Source organism: Polynucleobacter sp. JS-Fieb-80-E5, assembly GCF_018882015.1.
In the GTDB taxonomy this organism is placed as follows: Bacteria; Pseudomonadota; Gammaproteobacteria; order Burkholderiales; family Burkholderiaceae; genus Polynucleobacter.
This window is the reverse complement of record NZ_JACVPH010000003.1, coordinates 272,459-291,513: the sequence shown is the minus strand read 5'-3', so window position 1 is coordinate 291,513 and position 19,055 is coordinate 272,459. Positions and strand designations below refer to the sequence as shown.

Genomic DNA, 19,055 nt, shown 5'->3' with positions numbered 1-19,055 from the left:
TGTTTGCTAATTACAAAACTAAATTATGAACTCAATCCTGCAATCACTTCGGGGGGCGCTTGTACCAACTCAATGAGCACCCCTTCACCGCTTATTGGGAACTCGTCATTCCCTTTGGGATGGACAAAGGTGATGTCGTAGCCAGCTGCACCCTTGCGGATACCACCTGGAGCAAATCGCAAGCCATTGGCTGAGAGCCACTCGACCGCTTTAGGCAAGTCATCCACCCATAAACCAATATGATTTAAAGGCGTCTGGTGTACGGCCGGCTTCTTGTCGATATCAAATGGCTGCATCAGATCAACCTCAATCTCATGGGCACCAGAACCAATTGCACAGATGTCCTCATCAACGTTTTCACGTTCAGAGACAAAAGTACTTTTGTATTCAAATCCGAGCATATCAACCCACAATTTCTTAAGTCGATCTTTATTTTCAGCGCCTATAGCGATTTGCTGAATACCTAAAATCTTAAATGGCTTTGTGCTCATAATCATTTACCTATTTATTCAAAGCGAATAATTAATTGATCCACCGCCAAGCTATCGCCCTCTTTAGCGCAGATTTCAGCGACCACACCATCTTGCATGGCGGATAGTGTGTTTTCCATTTTCATCGCTTCAATTGAGGCTAGTTTCTGACCTGCTGTAACCGCTTCACCTGCCTTGACAGCAATTTTTGTGAGCAGCCCTGGCATTGGAGACATCACTAATTTAGAAGTATCTGGCGGTAACTTGATTGGCATGCGACGTTGTAACTCTGCGCCCAAGGGGCTCAGAACCATGCACTCGTAATGAGCGCCATCAAGAATTAACAGATACTTAACGCCACGACGCTCAACTTGTGCAGTGATTTTGTGAGTGCCATTAATAGTCGCATGCAGACAAATTTGTCCAGGACGCCAGTCACTGACAATGTCATAACGGCTTACACCATCTGCGTCATCAATGTAGACAGAATAGATCCCGTCTTTCAGCTCAACACGAATAGGCACTTCATACGGATCATTCATGGAGCCAGTTTTTTTGCCAGTAACCACTACAAATTTCTTCGCAATGATCATTTCATGGCCAGCTAATTGACCATCAATCATCTTGATATGCTCAAGATAGCGATAGCGCATAAAAGCAGCCAATGCTGCCAAACGCTTAGGATCAGCGGGCTGTACAGAATCCTTTTTAAAGCCCTCTGGATATTCTTCTGCAATAAAGCCAGTTGTAAAGTCGCCATTTACAAAGCGAGGATGTTGCAATAAGGCCGCTTGAAATGGGATATTGGAATGAATACCGCGAATCACAAAATCATTCAATGCTGCGCGCATCTTTTCAATTGCTTCCGTACGATCCTTGCCGTGAACAATCAATTTAGCAATCATTGAGTCGTAGTACATCGGAATTTCACCGCCCTCATACACGCCAGTATCAACGCGCACTCCATTGATAGACTCTGGCGGACGGTACTTCACTAGACGGCCAGTTGAAGGAAGGAAATTGCGGAATGGATCATCGGCGTTGATACGGCATTCCATCGACCAACCATCCAACTTCACATCTTCTTGCTTGAACGCCAACTTCTCACCAGCAGCTACCCTTATCATCTGCTCGACCAAGTCAAGACCAGTAATGCTTTCGGTCACTGGATGCTCAACTTGTAAACGGGTATTCATTTCTAGGAAATAGAAAGACTTATCTTTGCCAACCACAAACTCCACCGTACCGGCAGATTGGTAGTTCACAGCTTTTGCCAATGCAACTGCTTGTTCGCCCATCGCTTTACGAGTAGCCGGATCGATAAAAGGCGAAGGCGCTTCTTCAATGACTTTTTGATGACGGCGCTGAATGGAGCAATCACGCTCATTGAGATAAACCACATTGCCAAAGGAGTCGCCTAAAACCTGAATCTCAATATGACGCGGACCCTCTACAAACTTCTCGATAAAAATACGATCGTCACCGAAGCTATTCATTGCTTCGGTTTTGCAAGCTGCAAAACCTTCGGCAGCTTCTTTATCATTAAATGCAACGCGCAAGCCCTTACCACCACCGCCTGCCGAAGCTTTAATCATGACGGGATAGCCAATACCTTGAGCAATTTTGACCGCTTCTTCAGTGGTGTCAATCGCCTCGTTATAACCAGGAATGGTATTTACCTTGGCTTCTAAGGCAAGCTTCTTGGAGGCAATCTTATCTCCCATAGCGGCGATAGACTGATGTTTGGGGCCAATAAAGACAATGCCTTCTTCCTCGCAACGCTTAGCAAACTGCTCGTTCTCAGATAAGAAGCCGTAGCCAGGATGAACCGCTTCAGCACCGGTATCTTTACAGGCTTGGATAATTCGGTCCATTACTAAGTAGGATTCACGCGAAGGTGCTGGCCCAATGCAAACAGCCTCATCTGCCAGCTGAACGTGACGCGCTTCTTTATCGGCCTCTGAGTAAACGGCTACAGTCTTGATGCCCATCTTTTTAGCGGTCATCATCACACGGCAAGCAATCTCGCCGCGGTTAGCAATCAGTATTTTCTTAAACATTTTCGTAGTCATAATTTGTCAGCGCCTTTACAGAGGAATATTGCCGTGTTTACGCGCAGGATTCTTCAAGTCTTTATCTTTGAGCATCGCTAGTGAACGAGCAATCCGTTTACGGGTCTCGTGCGGGAGAATGACGTCATCGATGTAACCGCGACGACCCGCCACAAAAGGGTTGGCAAACTTCGACTTGTACTCAGCTTCACGTGCAGTGATTTTTTCTGGATCCGATTTCTCTTCACGGAAAATAATCTCAACAGCGCCCTTAGGGCCCATCACGGCAATTTCTGCTGAAGGCCAGGCAAAGTTGACGTCACCACGTAAATGCTTAGAAGCCATCACGTCATAGGCGCCACCGTATGCTTTTCGAGTAATTAAAGTTACCTTGGGCACGGTGCAATCGGCGTACGCATAGAGCAATTTCGCACCATGCTTAATAATCCCGCCGTATTCTTGTGCAGTGCCAGGCATAAAGCCAGGAACGTCAACTAAAGTCACTACCGGAATATTGAAGGCATCGCAGAAGCGCACGAAACGCGCAGCTTTGATGGATGCCTTGATATCTAAACAACCAGCCAGAATCAGTGGTTGATTAGCAACAATACCAATCGAACGGCCTTCGATACGAGCAAAGCCAATTACGATGTTTTTTGCGTAGTCAGGCTGTAATTCAAAGAATTCACCGTCGTCCACGATCTTCTCAATCAACTCTTTCATATCGTAAGGTTGATTGGGGTTGGATGGTACTAAGGTGTCTAATGAAAAATCAGGCTCTTCTGTACGGTTTGCACCTTTGATCAAAGGTGGTTTCTCACGGTTTGAGAGCGGTAAGTAGTTAAAGAAACGACGCAGCATCATGATCGCGTCAACATCGTTATCGAAAGCCAAATCGCAAACACCAGATACTGTTGAGTGAGTCACTGCACCACCTAATTCTTCGGCAGTAACATCTTCATGAGTAACGGTCTTCACTACTTCAGGTCCCGTTACAAACATGTAAGAGCTATCTTTGACCATGAAGATAAAGTCGGTCAAGGCTGGTGAATACACAGCACCCCCAGCCGAAGGCCCCATGATCAAGGATATTTGTGGGATTACGCCAGATGCGGTTACATTGCGCTGAAAAATCTCTGCATAGCCGCCAAGCGAGGCAACGCCTTCTTGAATACGCGCACCGCCAGAATCATTCAGGCCGATTACAGGAGCGCCTACCTTGAGTGCCTGATCCATGATCTTGCAAATCTTTTCTGCATGGGCCTCTGATAAGGAGCCGCCTAAAACGGTGAAGTCCTGTGAGAAAACAAATACCAGGCGGCCATTAATCATTCCATAACCCGTGACAACACCATCACCAGGAACGGTTTGATCAGCCATGCCAAAATCATGACAACGGTGCTCAACAAACATATCCCACTCTTCGAATGTGCCTGCATCAAGCAAAAGTTCAATGCGCTCACGAGCAGTTAATTTGCCCTTCGCATGTTGAGCCTGGATGCGCTTTTGCCCGCCACCCAATCGAGCAAGCTCACGCTTAGCTTCGAGTTGTTGAATGATTTCCTTCATTTCCTGCTCCTTAGAAAAATTCATGCCCCATGGCTTCCAGTAGTCGTCTTGCCGCTACTGAAGCTGCCATAGCTCCTTGGTTTACTTGTGCTGCCAAGCTTGGTAGAAGCGCTTGAACGGCTTCATTGCTACGAAATGCATTTTTTAATCCTGCATCGATGCGATCCCACATCCATGCACCTGATTGCTCTTTGCGACGAGAGTCAAATTTCCCATTGGCTTTTTGGAGAGATTCAAAATGAGATACCTTTTCCCATAACTCCGGAACGCCGTTACCTTCTAAAGCACTTAAGGTCATGACTTGTGGGTGCCAAAACTCTTTGTCATGGGATGCGTGATCTGGATTGCCTTGAAAGCCGAGCAGTCGTAAGGAGCTGGTGATAAATAACTGAGCGCGCATTGCAGCATCAGGATCAATGTCTACTTTATTGATGACGATCAGATCGGCAATTTCCATCACACCTTTTTTAATCGCTTGCAGATCATCGCCAGCATTGGGGAGTTGCATTAACAAGAACATGTCTGTCATACCCGCAACTGCAATCTCACTCTGCCCTACGCCGACTGTTTCAACAATAATCACATCAAAACCTGCGGCTTCAGCAACCAACATGGCTTCACGCGTCTTCTCCGCTACGCCACCCAGCGTACAAGACGATGGACTGGGGCGAATAAAGGCGTGCTCCAGAACGGATAGACGCTCCATACGGGTCTTATCACCCAAAATGGAGCCGCCAGAGATGCTAGAAGAAGGATCGATCGCAAGTACAGCAACTCGATGTCCTTTTTCAATAAGGTAAAGGCCTAAAGATTCAATTAAGGTTGATTTACCAACACCAGGGACGCCAGAGATACCTAGCCGAAAGGATTTGCCTGTTTTAGGCAATAAAGAATTGAGCACGTCATCCGCACGATGACGATGGTCTAGGCGAGTTGATTCAAGCAGCGTAATGATCTTCGCTAATGCACGTCGCTGTCTAAGCGATGGAGCACCAGTGAGATCATTCACTAGAGCTTGATCAGCGGCTTCGAGCATGCCTATGGCCCGCACTAAGCTGGTTTAACAGACTTGCGGATTTGCTCGAGCACATCCTTGGCCGAAGCCGGAATTGGAGTGCCTGGACCGTAAATACCTTTTACACCTACCTCGTAAAGGAACTCGTAATCTTGTCTTGGAATCACACCACCAACGAATACGATGATGTCGTCTGAACCCTGTCTTTTTAATTCAGCAATGATGGCTGGCACTAATGTCTTATGGCCAGCCGCTAAAGTGGAGACACCCAATGCATGAACGTCATTCTCAATCGCTTGGCGTGCACATTCTTCTGGAGTTTGAAATAAAGGTCCGATATCCACGTCAAATCCCAAGTCAGCATAAGCCGTAGCAACCACCTTTGCACCACGGTCGTGGCCATCTTGCCCCAACTTAGCAATCATCACACGTGGACGACGACCAAAGTCTTTTGCAAAGTCAGCAATTTCAGTTTGGAGTTTTGCCCAGCCTTCGGCTGAGTCATAAGCAGCTGCATACACACCGGTCACCTTTTGAGTATCGGCGCGATGGCGCCCGTAAACTTTTTCTAATGCATCAGATACTTCACCAACAGTTGCTCGTAATCGAATTGCATTGACAGATAACTCCAACAAGTTTCCAGAGTTATCTTCAGCAGCCTTAGTTAATGCCTCTAACGCAGCCTCTACCTTTTTAGAGTCACGCTTAACCTTAATTTCCTTGAGGCGCGCAACCTGACCTTCGCGAACTTTATCGTTGTCGATCATCAAAACATCAACGAGATCTTCTTTACCAAGCTTGTATTTATTTACGCCAACGATCACATCAGAGCCAGAGTCAATCTTGGCTTGTTTCTCAGCAGCAGCAGCTTCAATTTTGAGTTTGGCCCAACCACTCTCTACGGCCTTGGTCATGCCGCCCATGGCTTCTACTTCTTGAATAATTTCCCAGGCTTTGTCAGCCATCTCTTGAGTGAGGTTTTCCATCATGTAGGAGCCTGCCCATGGATCGATGACGCTAGGAATATGCGTCTCTTCTTGAAGGATTAACTGAGTATTACGCGCAATACGGCTGGAGAACTCGGAAGGCAATGCAATCGCCTCATCCAAAGAGTTGGTATGCAATGACTGTGTGCCACCAAATACTGCGGCCATCGCCTCTACCGTAGTTCTTACTACGTTGTTGTATGGATCTTGCTCGGTTAAGGACCAGCCCGATGTTTGGCAGTGTGTACGCAACATCAATGACTTCGGATTCTTTGGCTCGAATGATTTCATAATGCGCCACCACAACAAGCGGGCGGAACGTAACTTGGCAACTTCAAGGTAGAAGTTCATACCAATAGCAAAGAAGAAAGAAAGGCGACCCGCAAAACCATCTACGTCCAACCCTTTAGCCAGGGCTGTTTTTACATATTCTTTACCATCAGCCAAGGTGAATGCCAGCTCCAAAACTTGATTGGCTCCAGCCTCTTGCATGTGATAACCCGAAATAGAAATCGAGTTGAATTTCGGCATGTGCTTAGCGGTGTACTCAATAATGTCGCCAATAATGCGTATCGAAGGTTCTGGTGGATAGATGTATGTGTTGCGCACCATGAACTCCTTCAGAATGTCATTCTGAATCGTTCCGGATAGTTGCTCCTGTTTAACGCCTTGCTCTTCACCAGCAACAATGTAACCAGCCAGTACCGGTAATACAGCTCCGTTCATCGTCATCGAAACGGATACCTTGTCCAATGGAATGCCATCGAACAAGATTTTCATATCTTCAACAGAATCAATGGCAACGCCGGCCTTACCAACGTCACCGGTAACACGTGGATGATCAGAGTCGTAACCACGATGAGTGGCTAAGTCAAAAGCAACGGATACACCTTGACCACCTGCATCAAGCGCCTTGCGATAAAACGCATTGGATTCTTCTGCAGTTGAAAATCCAGCGTATTGGCGAATGGTCCAAGGACGAACTGAGTACATCGTCGCTTGTGGACCACGAACAAATGGCTCAAATCCAGGCAATGTATCGGTGTAGTTAAGACCTTCAACATCCGATGATGTGTACAAAGCTTTTAAATGAATTCCATCCGGAGTTTTCCAACCCAAGGAATCAACATCACCATTAGGTGCAGATTTTTGCGCTGACTTTTTCCAGGTCTCTAGATTGGCGTCTGGAAATGATGGCCATGAATTGTTTTCTTTAGAACTCACAAAAACTCCCGGTTAATTTTTGCTGCATTGCATCGAAATATCCTTACATTCTGCTTGACTATTCTTAATTTGTCTAGCTATCATGTATTCATAATTATGAATACAAAACTGAATAATAGGCCCTTATACGAAGACGTTGCTGACCGTTTGCGGGAGCAGATTTTTAGCAAGCAATTGGCCCCAGGAAGCTGGCTAGATGAGCAATCACTAGCAGATCAGCTTGGGATTAGTCGCACCCCTATGCGCGAAGCAATCAAGGTTTTAGCCTCTGAAGGCCTGGTAACCATCAAGATGCGCCGTGGTGCCTATGTAACTGAGGTAGCTAGAAAAGATCTAGAGGAAATCTTCACGATTCTCTCCCTTTTAGAGGGTCAAGCAGCCAAGGAAACAGCGATTAAAGCGACTGAGGCTGAATTAAATATGCTGGATCACCTACACCACCGCTTAGAAAAAGCAGCTGCTGACCGGGATATTGAGCAATTTTTTGAGATAAATGGCAAATTTCATGAGCTAATTCAAGAAATTGCAGGCAATAAATGGATGAATGGAGTGATTGCTGATCTACGTAAAGTACTCAAATTACATCGTAGAGACTCATTAACCAGCACCGGTAGACTGCAAAACTCTTTAGTTGAGCACCGAGAAATCCTTCGAGCACTTCTCAAGCGAGATGAGCAAGCTGCTGAAGCGGTGATGCGTAAACACCTTGCCCAAGGGCTAGAAGCGTTAAGATAAAACCCATAAAAATTAAAGGCTTAGAAAGATATTCTAAGCCTTTAATTTAAGTAGCCTGAGCTAGCAGGATTTACTTTTTAATAACAAAATTTCCTGGCAAGCTGGAAACATAAGCGGCGATATCCTGCATATCAGCATCACTAAAGGCTTGTACTTGTGAGCCCATGATGGCGTTATTACGACCATACTGAGGATTGCCATTGCCTACTTTGTACGCTTTCAAGGCGTAATACAAGTAATCAGAATACTGGCCAGCTAACTTTGGATAAACAGGCAAGATTGGGGCATTGAGTCCAGCGCCATGGCAAGAGGCGCAATTAGCCTTCTCTACCAATGCCTGACCTTTATCTACGTTAGCAGCATTTGCTACGTTTACCAAACCAATACTGGAGAGCAAAACTGCTGTAATTAGTGCAAATTTCATAAAAGTATCTCTATGTATCTTTATCAATGAATCACTTCAATGGGTTGTTCGGTGTGCTGGCAGTTTGCGCGGCATAGTATTCGCCAATATCGGCCATATCTTGGTCAGACAAGCTGGCAGCGATAGCGCGCATCGTTGGATGCTTACGCTCGCCTTTTTTGTACTCTGACAAAGCAGTAGCAATATAGGCACCATTTTGACCGCCCAACATAGGCACTTTGTATACCAATGGGTAATCAGCACGGTAATCAGGAATGGAGTGGCAACCAACACAAAGCCAAACCTTAGCGTTACCAGCAGCTGCAGTACCCTTAACTTCATCAGCCTGAGCACCAGAACCTGCAAAAGCTAGAGATGCAGCAACGGCCAAATGAGGAAGAAATGTGAGTTTTTTCATAGAAATCATTATTAATGAGTTTGATTTGGATCAATTTGGAGAGAGTATAGCGGACAGATGCCTTTCCCGTCATTTTAGAGGCCAAAATCACTAGAAACACTGAAAAATTTCCCTCACTTACCTATACTTGAAAGCTTAATCCAGTCCTTATTTAGGTATGTCCATGAGCAAATCCACTTCGCCCTCCCCAAGTCGCTTTGCTGGTAGCCAAAGCTATGTCGCCACTGATGATCTGAAATTGGCTGTGAATGCGGCCATTGCTCTGCAGCGTCCCCTCCTCATTAAAGGTGAGCCTGGAACTGGGAAAACCATGCTCGCTGAAGAAGTGGCTGCTGCCCTCAACATGCCGCTATTGCAATGGCATATCAAATCAACCACAAAGGCTCAGCAAGGTCTATATGAATACGATGCCGTAAGCCGTTTGCGTGACTCCCAATTGGGCAATGAAAAAGTAAACGATATTCGGAACTACATTATCAAAGGTGTTTTATGGCAAGCATTTGAAGCAGACGAGCCGACTGTATTGCTCATTGATGAAATCGATAAAGCAGATATTGAGTTTCCGAATGACTTATTACGCGAAATTGATCGCATGGAGTTTTATGTCTATGAAACTCGTGAATTGATTAAGGCTAAACATCGCCCACTCGTCATCATTACTTCAAACAATGAAAAAGAATTGCCCGACGCCTTCTTGCGTCGTTGCTTCTTTCATTACATCACCTTCCCAGACGCTAATACGATGCAAAGCATCGTGGATGTACACCACCCTAATATCAAACAGGATCTTTTGGATGCTGCCCTCAAGGCCTTCTACCAAATACGCTCGTTGCCGGGCTTAAAAAAGAAGCCCTCAACATCTGAACTAATCGATTGGCTCAAGCTTCTACTAGCGGAAGATATTCCGCCTGAAACGCTGCACAGCAGCGATGAAAAGATTGTCGTACCACCTTTGCACGGAGCTCTTCTTAAGAATGAACAAGATATTCATCTATTTGAACGCTTGGTCATGATGAATCGCAATCATCGCTAACTTGTTAGCCAGAAGACTTCTTCAATGTTGATTCAATTCTTCCTAAATCTGAAAGAGGCCAAGGTGCCTGTTTCAGTGCGAGAGTTTTTAACTCTTTTGGAGGGCTTGAAATCGGGTGTTATTAACCCTTCCATTGATGAGTTTTATCAGTTCTCGCGCTTGACCTTGGTTAAGGATGAACAACACTTTGATCGCTTTGATCAAGTGTTTGGTAGCTACTTCAACGGGATTGAACAAATCATTGCGCTATCGCCAGATATTCCACTGGAATGGTTAGAGAAAAAACTTCAACGCGTACTAACGGATGAAGAAAAAGCTGCTCTGCAGAAATTAGGTGGTCCGGATGCCTTAAAGAAGCGTCTTGAGGAGCTTTTAAAAGAGCAAAAAGAATGGCATGGCGGTGGCAATAAATGGATTGGCGCAGGTGGTTCTTCACCATTTGGTCACAGCGGCTATCACCCCGAAGGCATCCGTATTGGTGGCGAGAGTGCGGGCAACAGAACGGCTATCAAAGTCTGGGAAGCTCGAGAATTTAAGGACTATGACAGTGATTTAGCATTGGGCACTCGTAATATCAAGGTTGCCTTACGCCGCCTGCGTCGTTTTGCCCGAGAAGGATCGACTTTAGAGCTCGATTTAGATAAAACGATTCATTCAACTGCCGCCAACGCGGGCATGCTCGATATTCAAATGCGACCCGAGCGACACAACCAGGTAAAAGTTCTACTGCTCATGGATGTCGGTGGTTCGATGGATGATCATATCCAACGCATTGCTGAGTTATTTTCTGCTGCCAAAGCGGAATTTAAGCACTTAGAACATTACTATTTCCATAACTGTGTTTATGAAAACTTATGGCAAAGCAATCGCCGTAGGCGTGATCAAGTGACTGCAACGCAAGACATCATTAATAAATATGGGCCCGACTACAAACTCATCTTTGTTGGAGATGCGACGATGTCTCCTTATGAAATATTGAGCCCTAACGGCTCCGTTGAATACAACAATAAAGAAGCGGGCACTGTTTGGATTAATCGGCTCATTGACCACTTCCCGCATTTTGCGTGGCTTAATCCTGAGCCCGAATCCATCTGGCAATACCGTCAATCGATCGACATCATGCAAAACCTCATGAAAGATCGTATGTACCCAGTCACTCTAAATGGTCTTGAAAGTGCCATGCGTCAGCTTTCCAAGTAAGATTCTTTTATTCAATTCAATTACAGAAAACTCATATGAGCACAACTATTAGCGAACGTCTTAAGACTCTTGGCATCGATTTACCGCCACCAGGGCCTCCTGCTGCTGCCTATGTCATGGCTGCCACCAGTGGCAATACCGTGTTTCTTTCTGGTCACATTGCCAAACATGATGGTAAGCCTTGGGTTGGTAAGCTCGGTAAAGATATGGATACAGAAACTGGTAAAGCCGCTGCCCGCGCTATTGCGATTGACCTGATATCTACGTTGCAGAACTATCTTGGCTCTTTGGACAAGGTAAAGCGCATTGTCAAAGTCATGGGTTTGGTGAACTCGACTGACAGTTATACCGAGCAACACTTAGTGTTGAATGGCTGCTCAGAATTATTGTTTGAAGTTTTTGGCGACGCTGGCAAACATGCACGTAGCGCTTTTGGTGTCGCTCAAATCCCGCTTGGAGCTTGTGTAGAAATTGAATTGATTGCCGAGATTTAACTCAAAACAACTTAATGGGGCTGGATTCTATCCAGCCCTAGTTTCTCGATATCCTTCTGCGTATCGACATCCATTACAAAGGCTTGATTATCAGTAACAAAAGTTTTAACTAGCTCGGGATGTAGATCCATGTAAGGTCTGCAGACCATTCCGGGTATTGCTAAGATTTTCTCAATGATTAGTTTTGAAAATAACACGGGGTTACCTCGCTGACCATCCACCATCGGCAATACGACCTCTTGGTTTGCGCCTCTTTGATTACATTGCCACAGTAATGCCTCGACCTCATCACTACCTATGCCTGGCTGATCGCATAAAGCAATCAACAAAACGTCGTAGTCACTTTTTAGCGATTCAAGACCAAGACGTACTGAAGAGGCTTGACCTAATTCCGGCTGGAGATTTTTTACCCAAGTTATTGGGTTTGCTACGGCCGGCTTGAGTAATTTGATTTCTGCTTCGATTTGGTCCGAGTAAAAGCCTGTAACGACCAAAGTCTCAATGGGGTCAAAACTCTGGGTAGATTGAATAAAGCGCTTTAACAAACTATCTCCGCCTTTTTTTAATAAGGCTTTGGGATATCCACCCAAACGACTTCCCTCACCCGCTGCCAATATCAGGATGGCTAGACGCAAATTAGGGCTTTTGGAGGATTCACCGGAGACAGTCATTAGAGTGATAATAAATAGTTATTAATAAAAGCTTTCACAAAAGAACGAAAAAGAAGAAAACGCATGAACAGCACCGATTTAAGCGTACTCAAATCTGCCGTCGAATGGCTCCAATCGGGTCAATCTGTCGCAATTGCGACCGTGGTTCAGACTTGGGGCTCAGCACCCCGTCCAGTCGGCTCCTGGCTTGCTATACGAGCTGATGGACAAGTTGCTGGGTCTGTTTCAGGGGGCTGCGTTGAAGATGACCTGATTCGTCGAGTCCAAACTGAAATCCTCACTCGCGATACCCCAGAAATGGTGGTTTACGGAGTAACACAGCAAGAGGCCGCCCGTTTTGGTCTGCCTTGTGGTGGCACCTTACGTTTATTGGTAGAGCCTAGGCCAGAACTAGCTATTTTGGAAAAGTTGCTTGCGAATATTTCTTCTCATCAAATTACACGCCGCTCCGTCAATTTGGCTACTGGCAAATCTACCCTCAGCTTAGGCGATCGCAGTGATGAATTTGCTTGTAATGAACAGGAAATGCAAACCACTTACGGCCCTCGTTGGCGCATGGTGATTATTGGCGCTGGTCAGCTATCCCTATACACGGCAGATTTTGCGCTGGCTTCAGATTTCGAAGTCGTCGTGATTGATCCTCGTGAAGAATATGCCGAAGGTCTAAATCGTTGTGATATTACTTTCTCAAAGGGCATGCCAGATGATGTCTTGCTGGAGATAGGTGTTGACTCTCACACTGCCGTTGTTGCTCTGACACACGACCCCAAGTTAGATGACATGGCTTTGATGGAGGCCCTGAAGTCTCCTGCCTTTTATGTAGGGGCGTTAGGGAGCAGAAAAAATACTCAGAAACGCAAAGAGCGTTTGCTCGAGTTTGATGTCAGCCAGGAGCAGGTTGAAAAGCTACATGGCCCTGTTGGGTTATTTATTGGCGCTCTCACCCCACCAGAGATCGCAGTTTCGATTCTGGCGGAGGTAATTGCTGTTAAATATGGCGTGAGTATTCCGAAGAAAACTTAGCTGACTTAGTCGACTTGGCTGGCTTAGTTCGCTGTTAACTTGCCGTCTTTTAAGCGCGGCTCAACAAAGTGGCCTTTGCGTGCGCGGTTACCTGCAAAAGACTTCAAGGTTTTGGCGTCAAGGCCGAGTTCAGTTGGTTTACCAGCACGTCCAGCGCCTGAATAGGTAGCCCCGTCAGGACCAACTGCGATAGCCGAAGCCAAGTGTTCTTTTTCATCCAAGCCCATGAGAATGACGCCCTTACCGCCGGTTGGCAGACGCTTGAGTTCATCTAATGGGAATACTAATAACTTGGAAGCCTCTGATAAGCAGGCAACTTGCTTCATGCCTACCTTTACCTTGGCGGCACCTAAAGGGGCATCGCCAGGGACCTTAGCGTCCATACTCAAGAATGATTTGCCCGCTTTGTTACGGGTAGTCATATCAGCAACGTTAGCCAAGAATCCATAACCGGCTTTAGTGGAAAGCAATACCAAATCATCTGGTTGACCAGCGTAATAGGCAACCATTTGGGAGCCAGCGGCCAAATTAACGAAGCTAGTTAATGGCGAACCATCTCCACGAGAGCCCGGTAATTCGCTGACAGGAACTGTGTATACACGTCCGTCGCTACCAAAGCCCTGAATAACGTCTACAGTTCTCACTTCAAAGGTGGCATATAAAGCATCGCCTGCCTTGAATCCAAATTGAGTTGCATCATGCTCATGGCCTTGGCGCACACGTACCCAGCCCTTTTGAGAAACAATCACTGTAACTGGCTCATCAATGACTTTGGTCTCAGCAATGGCGCGCTTATCTTCCTGAATCAGGGTGCGACGATCATCACCGAAGTCCTTCATATCGGATTCGATTTCTTTGATGATGCGCTTGCGCAATACCGTGTCGTTTTGCAACAAACCCTCTAAGTCATCACGTTCAGCCTTAAGCTCTTTCAGCTCTTGCTCAATCTTGATGCCTTCTAAGCGAGCCAACTGGCGCAAGCGAATATCCAGAATATCTTCAGCCTGGCGATCACTCAGCTTGAACTCTTTGATCAAATCCGCTTTAGGTTCATCGCTATTACGGATGATCTTAATGACCTTATCAATATTGAGAAGAACGGTTAAACGTCCTTCCAAAATATGCATTCGGTCTTTGACTTTGCCTAAGCGATGCTGCGTTCTGCGCGTTACTGTGGCAACCCTAAATGCGACCCACTCAGACAGAATTTCTTTTAGTCCTTTTTGACGTGGACGACCATCATTACCAATCATCACCAAGTTCATTGGGGCATTGGATTCTAATGAAGTATGAGCAAGCAATAAATTGACAAACTCATTCACGTCAATATTTTTGCTCTTTGGCTCAAATACCAAACGTACTGCGGCATCCTTACTCGATTCATCACGCACGCCATCGAGCACATTCAAGATGGTCGATTTAAGATTGTTTTGCTCAGGGGTTAAGGTCTTTTTACCAACCTTCACCTTTGGATTAGTGATTTCTTCAATCTCTTGCAGCACACGCTGCGAGGAGGTTGCTGGAGGCAGTTCGTTAACCACAATCTGCCATTGACCTCGAGCGAGTTCTTCGACAGACCAACGTGCACGCACTTTAATACTGCCGCGCCCTGCCTCATATATCTGCGCAATTTCTGCAGCAGAAGAAATGATTTGACCGCCACCTGGATAGTCGGGACCAGGCATGATCTCCAATAACTCTGAAGTGCTCATCTTCGGAGACTTCATTAATGCAACGGCAGCTGTAGCCACTTCACGCAAATTATGCGAAGGAATCTCAGTCGCCATACCAACGGCAATACCGGATGCGCCATTGAGCAATACAAAAGGTAAGCGCGCTGGTAATAATTTAGGCTCTTGGAATGAGCCGTCGTAATTCGGCGCAAAATCTACCGTACCTTCATCAATCTCACTCAGAAGCAAACTAGCGATCTTAGTAAGACGAGCCTCCGTGTAACGCATCGCTGCCGCGCCATCGCCATCGCGTGAGCCGAAGTTACCTTGACCATCAATTAATGGGTAACGCAATGAGAAGCTTTGCGCCAAACGAACCAAGGCATCGTATGCGGATTGGTCACCGTGGGGATGGAACTTACCCAACACATCGCCAACTACACGCGCACTTTTCACCGGCTTAGCATCTGCACGCAATCCCATTTCGCTCATTGAGAACAAAATGCGACGCTGTACAGGTTTTTGGCCATCAGATACATCTGGTAATGCACGGCCCTTAACTACGCTTATTGCGTAATCTAAATAGGCGCGCTCTGCGTATACCGCTAGCGTTAAGCTGTCTTTACCATCTTCATTTAAGTCAACCGTTTTGGGGTCATGATTACCCGCTCCACCGCCAGAAGAGGTAGCAACTGCAGGAGTCTCTTCCACTTCAACAATATTTATTTCAATGGGGTTGGCAAACAAATCTGCTTGATCGGCTGGAGTATTTTTTCCAGGAGTTTTTTTGGTTGTCATTAGATATCCGCCTCCACTTCATTGCCGCGCTCTTCTAACCAATCACGGCGTGCACCAGACTCTGATTTACCCATCAACATGTCCATTGTTTTAAACGTTTCGTCTTCAGTCCATGTGCCCAAAGTGACCGGCAGTAAACGACGAGTGTCAGGATTCAAAGTCGTATCCCAAAGTTGCTCAGCACTCATCTCTCCCAGACCCTTAAAGCGAGAGATCTGCCATGCAGATTCTTTAACGCCGTCTTTACGTAATTTATCTTCAATCGCTTGAAGCTCATTTGCATCAAGGGCATAAATCTTCTGTGCTGGTTTCTTGCCACGCGCTGGAGCATCGACTCTAAATAGTGGTGGTCTAGAAATATGCACATGTCCTAACTCAATCAATTTAGGGAAATGTTTGTAGAACAAGGTTAAGAGCAATACCTGAATGTGTGCGCCATCAACGTCCGCATCAGACAGAATGCATACCTTGCCATAGCGCAGATTGGATAGGTCGGGGGTGTCATTTGCTCCATGCGGATCCACACCAATCGCTACAGCGATGTCATGTACTTCATTATTGGCAAATAAGCGATCACGCTCAGCTTCCCAAGTATTTAATACCTTGCCACGCAATGGCAAGATAGCCTGATATTCCTTATTACGGCCCATCTTGGCTGAACCACCAGCAGAATCACCCTCTACTAGGAAGATTTCATTCATGCCAATGTCTTGGCTCTCACAGTCGGTAAGCTTGCCAGGCAGAACAGCTACACCAGAAGACTTCTTCTTCTCTACCTTTTGGCCAGCACGGGTTCTCGCTTGTGCCTGTTTAATCACTAGGTCAGCTAACTTACGACCATAGTCAACGTGCTGGTTGAGCCAAAGCTCTAAAGCAGACTTCACATAGCCAGAAACTAAACGTACGGCATCACGAGAATTCAGGCGCTCTTTAATCTGTCCTTGAAACTGAGGATCCAATACTTTGGCTGACAAAATGAAAGACGCGCGAGCAAATACGTCTTCAGGCATGAGTTTCACACCTTTCGGCTGCAATGCATGCATCTCAATAAAGCCTTTAACGGCATTGAATAAACCTTCACGCAAACCGCTTTCGTGAGTACCGCCTGCAGGCGTTGGAATCAAGTTCACATAACTCTCACGCACTGGTGCGCCATCTTCAGTCCAACAAACTACCCAAGCCGCGCCCTCGCCTTCAGCAAAAGAATCTTCCTCTCCAGTGCCGGTAGCGTATTGCTCGCCTTCGAATGGTGGAATGACTTCGGCGCCATGACCTGCTTGCGCAATCGCTTCATTTAAGTAGCCACGTAAGCCTTGTGCATATTGCCATGTCTGGGTATCGCCTGATTTTTCTTGAATCAGCGTTACCTTCACGCCAGGCAATAAAACAGCCTTAGAGCGTAATAGGCGAATGAGCTCAGGCATTGGAATCACTGAGCTATCAAAATACTTACCGTCTGGCCATGCACGTACGCGCGTACCGTGTGACTTATCTTCTTTTGTAGAAGAAATTGTTTTGAGCTTTTCAATTACTTTGCCATCAGAAAAGGTCAATGTCGACATTTGGCCATCACGCCAAACGGTGACTTCTAATCTTTTGGATAAGGCATTTGTTACAGAAACACCAACGCCGTGCAAGCCACCTGAGAATGCATAGGCACCACCGGTGCCTTTTTCAAACTTACCACCAGCATGAAGCTGGGTAAACACAATCTCCACTACCGGTAATTTTTCGGTAGGATGCATCCCCACTGGAATGCCGCGCCCATCATCCTCTACGCTTACGCTGCCATCGGTATGCATCGTGACAATGATTTGCTTACCAAAACCGCCTAAAGCTTCATCGGATGCGTTATCCAGCACCTCCTGAATGATATGGAGTGGATTGTCGGTGCGGGTGTACATTCCAGGCCGTTGACGGACTGGTTCTAGTCCTTTTAGGACCTGAATCGACGATTCGCTGTATTCGGAAGTTTTACGGGTAGCCATGCGCGCAAATTGTAGTCATGTCTGAGCTCCAGGCCGAATTTTTCGGGAATTCCCCTGTCATCCATGCCAAAATCGGGGGATGGGAGCCTTAAGTCATATTCGCGTTTTAGACCTTAGCCGTGTCTTGGCAGGGCCTTGGTGCGCTCAAAACCTAGCGGATTTGGGTGCAGATGTCATCAAAGTCGAAAGACCGGTCGTTGGCGACGATACCCGCCATTGGGGGCCTCCTTTTGTCAAAGACGCCAACGGCAACGAAACTGAAGAATCTGCCTATTTTATTTGCATTAACCGCAATAAACGTTCAATTACGGTCGACATTGCAAAACCCGAAGGTCAAGAATTGATCCGTCAGCTGGCTGCCGAATCGGATGTGGTGATTGAAAACTACAAAGTTGGCGACCTCGCTAAATATGGCCTTGATTATGAAAGCCTCAAAAAAGTAAAGCCAGATTTGATCTACTGCTCAATTACAGGGTTTGGTCAGACTGGTCCCTTTGCTAATCGTCCTGGCTACGACTTCATCGTTCAGGGTATGGGCGGCTTTATGAGTGTTACCGGTGAAGCGGATGGTGTTAAAGGAGCTAGCCCACAAAAAGCAGGGGTTGCAATCGCAGACATCTTTACCGGCATGTATGCCTCTACAGCCATATTGGCAGCTGTCATTCACCGTGACCATACAGGTGAAGGCCAATACATCGATATGGCTTTATTGGATACCCAAATTGCAGTGATGGCTAATGTTTCAAGCGCCTACCTTACATCTGAAAAAGTGCCCCGTCGAATTGGCAATGCCTCCGTAACCATTGTTCCGTATCAGACCTTCCCAACATCGGATGGCTGGATGATTGTTGCTGCTGGCAATGACGGTCAATACCGACACTTTGTTATGGCTGGCGAAGAAGGCCACCTTGCTGATAATCCACGTTACGCCACTAACCCACTCCGTGTTCAGCACCGAGATGAGCTAGTGCCGCTACTTGAAGCCATGACCCGTAAAAAAACAAAGAAAGAATGGATATCACTTCTAGAAAAGGCTAATGTTCCTTGCGGACCGATCAATAACTTCAAAGAAGTCTTTGAAAATGAGCAAGTCATAGCTCGTGGGGTAGAGATCAATGTTCCACACCCTACTGTTGGCAATATGAAATTGGTTGCTAGTCCTATGCGTCTCTCTAAAACACCCACTGAAGTGCGAATGGCACCGCCCACGCTCGGTCAACACACGCAAGAGATCTTGCATGAACGTCTCAAATTAGATGATCAAGCGATTGAAGCGCTGCGCACCAAGGGAATCATCTAAGCCC

Annotated in this window: 16 protein-coding genes; 6 read left to right on the top strand and 10 right to left on the bottom strand. The window is 46.3% G+C overall.

What is annotated here, in order from left to right; all coding sequences use genetic code 11:
• Positions 1-23: 23 nt before the first annotated feature.
• Genes ICN44_RS06325 through scpA form a run of 5 tightly spaced genes read right to left on the bottom strand, consistent with a single transcriptional unit; the run spans position 24 to position 7,315 of the window.
• On the bottom strand, positions 24-491 hold the full coding sequence (locus tag ICN44_RS06325) for a VOC family protein (protein WP_216263180.1): 468 nt from the start codon (positions 489-491) through the stop codon (positions 24-26).
• 14 nt (positions 492-505) lie between these two features.
• On the bottom strand, positions 506-2,542 hold the full coding sequence (gene accC / locus ICN44_RS06320; protein ID WP_255537449.1) for an acetyl-CoA carboxylase biotin carboxylase subunit: 2,037 nt from the start codon (positions 2,540-2,542) through the stop codon (positions 506-508).
• 15 nt (positions 2,543-2,557) lie between these two features.
• The gene (locus ICN44_RS06315; RefSeq protein ID WP_072582555.1) at positions 2,558-4,090 is read right to left on the bottom strand and encodes an acyl-CoA carboxylase subunit beta; all 1,533 of its coding nucleotides are present in this window, start codon (positions 4,088-4,090) and stop codon (positions 2,558-2,560) included.
• A gap of 10 nt (positions 4,091-4,100) precedes the next feature.
• A complete protein-coding gene (meaB, locus tag ICN44_RS06310) occupies positions 4,101-5,126 on the bottom strand; it encodes a methylmalonyl Co-A mutase-associated GTPase MeaB (RefSeq protein ID WP_216263232.1) in 1,026 nt (341 codons plus the stop codon).
• Between the two features lie 14 nt (positions 5,127-5,140).
• The gene (gene scpA, locus ICN44_RS06305) at positions 5,141-7,315 is read right to left on the bottom strand and encodes a methylmalonyl-CoA mutase (protein ID WP_216263179.1); all 2,175 of its coding nucleotides are present in this window, start codon (positions 7,313-7,315) and stop codon (positions 5,141-5,143) included.
• 96 nt (positions 7,316-7,411) lie between these two features.
• Here scpA and ICN44_RS06300 point away from each other — a divergent pair, with 96 nt between their 5' ends.
• Positions 7,412-8,050: a GntR family transcriptional regulator gene (locus tag ICN44_RS06300; RefSeq protein WP_216263178.1), complete on the top strand. Its 639-nt coding sequence runs from the start codon at positions 7,412-7,414 to the stop codon at positions 8,048-8,050.
• Positions 8,051-8,120: 70 nt separating this feature from the next.
• On the opposite strand, the gene ICN44_RS06295 is transcribed toward ICN44_RS06300, so the two are convergent.
• Together ICN44_RS06295 and ICN44_RS06290 are read right to left on the bottom strand one after the other, a co-directional pair.
• Positions 8,121-8,474 carry a cytochrome c gene (locus tag ICN44_RS06295; RefSeq protein WP_215322117.1) on the bottom strand — a complete coding sequence of 118 codons (354 nt, stop codon included), beginning with the start codon at positions 8,472-8,474 and terminating at the stop codon, positions 8,121-8,123.
• 31 nt (positions 8,475-8,505) lie between these two features.
• A complete protein-coding gene (locus ICN44_RS06290) occupies positions 8,506-8,871 on the bottom strand; it encodes a cytochrome c (protein WP_216263177.1) in 366 nt (121 codons plus the stop codon).
• A gap of 163 nt (positions 8,872-9,034) precedes the next feature.
• On the opposite strand from ICN44_RS06290, the gene ICN44_RS06285 reads away from it, so the two are divergent.
• The 3 genes from ICN44_RS06285 to ICN44_RS06275 are packed head-to-tail and all read left to right on the top strand — an operon-like array spanning position 9,035 to position 11,598.
• On the top strand, positions 9,035-9,904 hold the full coding sequence (locus ICN44_RS06285) for a MoxR family ATPase (RefSeq protein WP_216263176.1): 870 nt from the start codon (positions 9,035-9,037) through the stop codon (positions 9,902-9,904).
• Positions 9,905-9,928: 24 nt separating this feature from the next.
• Positions 9,929-11,104, top strand: a complete 1,176-nt coding sequence (locus ICN44_RS06280; protein ID WP_216263175.1) for a VWA domain-containing protein — start codon at positions 9,929-9,931, stop codon at positions 11,102-11,104.
• Between the two features lie 35 nt (positions 11,105-11,139).
• Complete coding sequence (locus ICN44_RS06275; RefSeq protein ID WP_216263174.1) at positions 11,140-11,598, top strand: RidA family protein; 459 nt, start codon at positions 11,140-11,142, stop codon at positions 11,596-11,598.
• An 11-nt stretch (positions 11,599-11,609) separates the two neighbouring features.
• Here the strand turns inward: ICN44_RS06275 and ICN44_RS06270 are convergent, their stop codons facing one another.
• Entirely contained in the window at positions 11,610-12,269 is a 660-nt protein-coding gene (locus ICN44_RS06270; protein WP_216263173.1) for an NTP transferase domain-containing protein, read from the bottom strand.
• Between the two features lie 63 nt (positions 12,270-12,332).
• Here ICN44_RS06270 and ICN44_RS06265 point away from each other — a divergent pair, with 63 nt between their 5' ends.
• Positions 12,333-13,292 carry an XdhC family protein gene (locus ICN44_RS06265; protein WP_216263172.1) on the top strand — a complete coding sequence of 320 codons (960 nt, stop codon included), beginning with the start codon at positions 12,333-12,335 and terminating at the stop codon, positions 13,290-13,292.
• 23 nt (positions 13,293-13,315) lie between these two features.
• Here the strand turns inward: ICN44_RS06265 and parC are convergent, their stop codons facing one another.
• On the bottom strand, positions 13,316-15,691 hold the full coding sequence (gene parC, locus ICN44_RS06260; protein ID WP_216263231.1) for a DNA topoisomerase IV subunit A: 2,376 nt from the start codon (positions 15,689-15,691) through the stop codon (positions 13,316-13,318).
• Positions 15,692-15,762: 71 nt separating this feature from the next.
• Positions 15,763-17,751, bottom strand: coding sequence for a DNA topoisomerase IV subunit B (locus ICN44_RS06255; RefSeq protein ID WP_216263171.1), 1,989 nt, complete (start codon positions 17,749-17,751; stop codon positions 15,763-15,765).
• A gap of 79 nt (positions 17,752-17,830) precedes the next feature.
• Here ICN44_RS06255 and ICN44_RS06250 point away from each other — a divergent pair, with 79 nt between their 5' ends.
• On the top strand, positions 17,831-19,051 hold the full coding sequence (locus ICN44_RS06250) for a CaiB/BaiF CoA-transferase family protein (protein ID WP_216263170.1): 1,221 nt from the start codon (positions 17,831-17,833) through the stop codon (positions 19,049-19,051).
• Positions 19,052-19,055 lie beyond the last annotated feature (4 nt).

Excerpts from the sequence above, each read along its gene's own strand:
- ICN44_RS06315 (WP_072582555.1), bottom strand. The coding sequence starts at position 4,090 with ATGAAGGAAATCATTCAACAACTCGAAGCTAAGCGTGAGCTTGCTCGA.
- ICN44_RS06265 (WP_216263172.1), top strand. The coding sequence starts at position 12,333 with ATGAACAGCACCGATTTAAGCGTACTCAAATCTGCCGTCGAATGGCTC.
- accC (WP_255537449.1), bottom strand. The coding sequence starts at position 2,542 with ATGACTACGAAAATGTTTAAGAAAATACTGATTGCTAACCGCGGCGAG.
- ICN44_RS06275 (WP_216263174.1), top strand. The coding sequence starts at position 11,140 with ATGAGCACAACTATTAGCGAACGTCTTAAGACTCTTGGCATCGATTTA.
- ICN44_RS06280 (WP_216263175.1), top strand. The coding sequence starts at position 9,929 with ATGTTGATTCAATTCTTCCTAAATCTGAAAGAGGCCAAGGTGCCTGTT.
- ICN44_RS06300 (WP_216263178.1), top strand. The coding sequence starts at position 7,412 with ATGAATACAAAACTGAATAATAGGCCCTTATACGAAGACGTTGCTGAC.
- ICN44_RS06290 (WP_216263177.1), bottom strand. The coding sequence starts at position 8,871 with ATGAAAAAACTCACATTTCTTCCTCATTTGGCCGTTGCTGCATCTCTA.
- ICN44_RS06325 (WP_216263180.1), bottom strand. The coding sequence starts at position 491 with ATGAGCACAAAGCCATTTAAGATTTTAGGTATTCAGCAAATCGCTATA.
- ICN44_RS06255 (WP_216263171.1), bottom strand. The coding sequence starts at position 17,751 with ATGGCTACCCGTAAAACTTCCGAATACAGCGAATCGTCGATTCAGGTC.
- meaB (WP_216263232.1), bottom strand. The coding sequence starts at position 5,126 with ATGCTCGAAGCCGCTGATCAAGCTCTAGTGAATGATCTCACTGGTGCT.
- ICN44_RS06295 (WP_215322117.1), bottom strand. The coding sequence starts at position 8,474 with ATGAAATTTGCACTAATTACAGCAGTTTTGCTCTCCAGTATTGGTTTG.
- ICN44_RS06270 (WP_216263173.1), bottom strand. The coding sequence starts at position 12,269 with ATGACTGTCTCCGGTGAATCCTCCAAAAGCCCTAATTTGCGTCTAGCC.
- ICN44_RS06285 (WP_216263176.1), top strand. The coding sequence starts at position 9,035 with ATGAGCAAATCCACTTCGCCCTCCCCAAGTCGCTTTGCTGGTAGCCAA.
- ICN44_RS06250 (WP_216263170.1), top strand. The coding sequence starts at position 17,831 with ATGGGAGCCTTAAGTCATATTCGCGTTTTAGACCTTAGCCGTGTCTTG.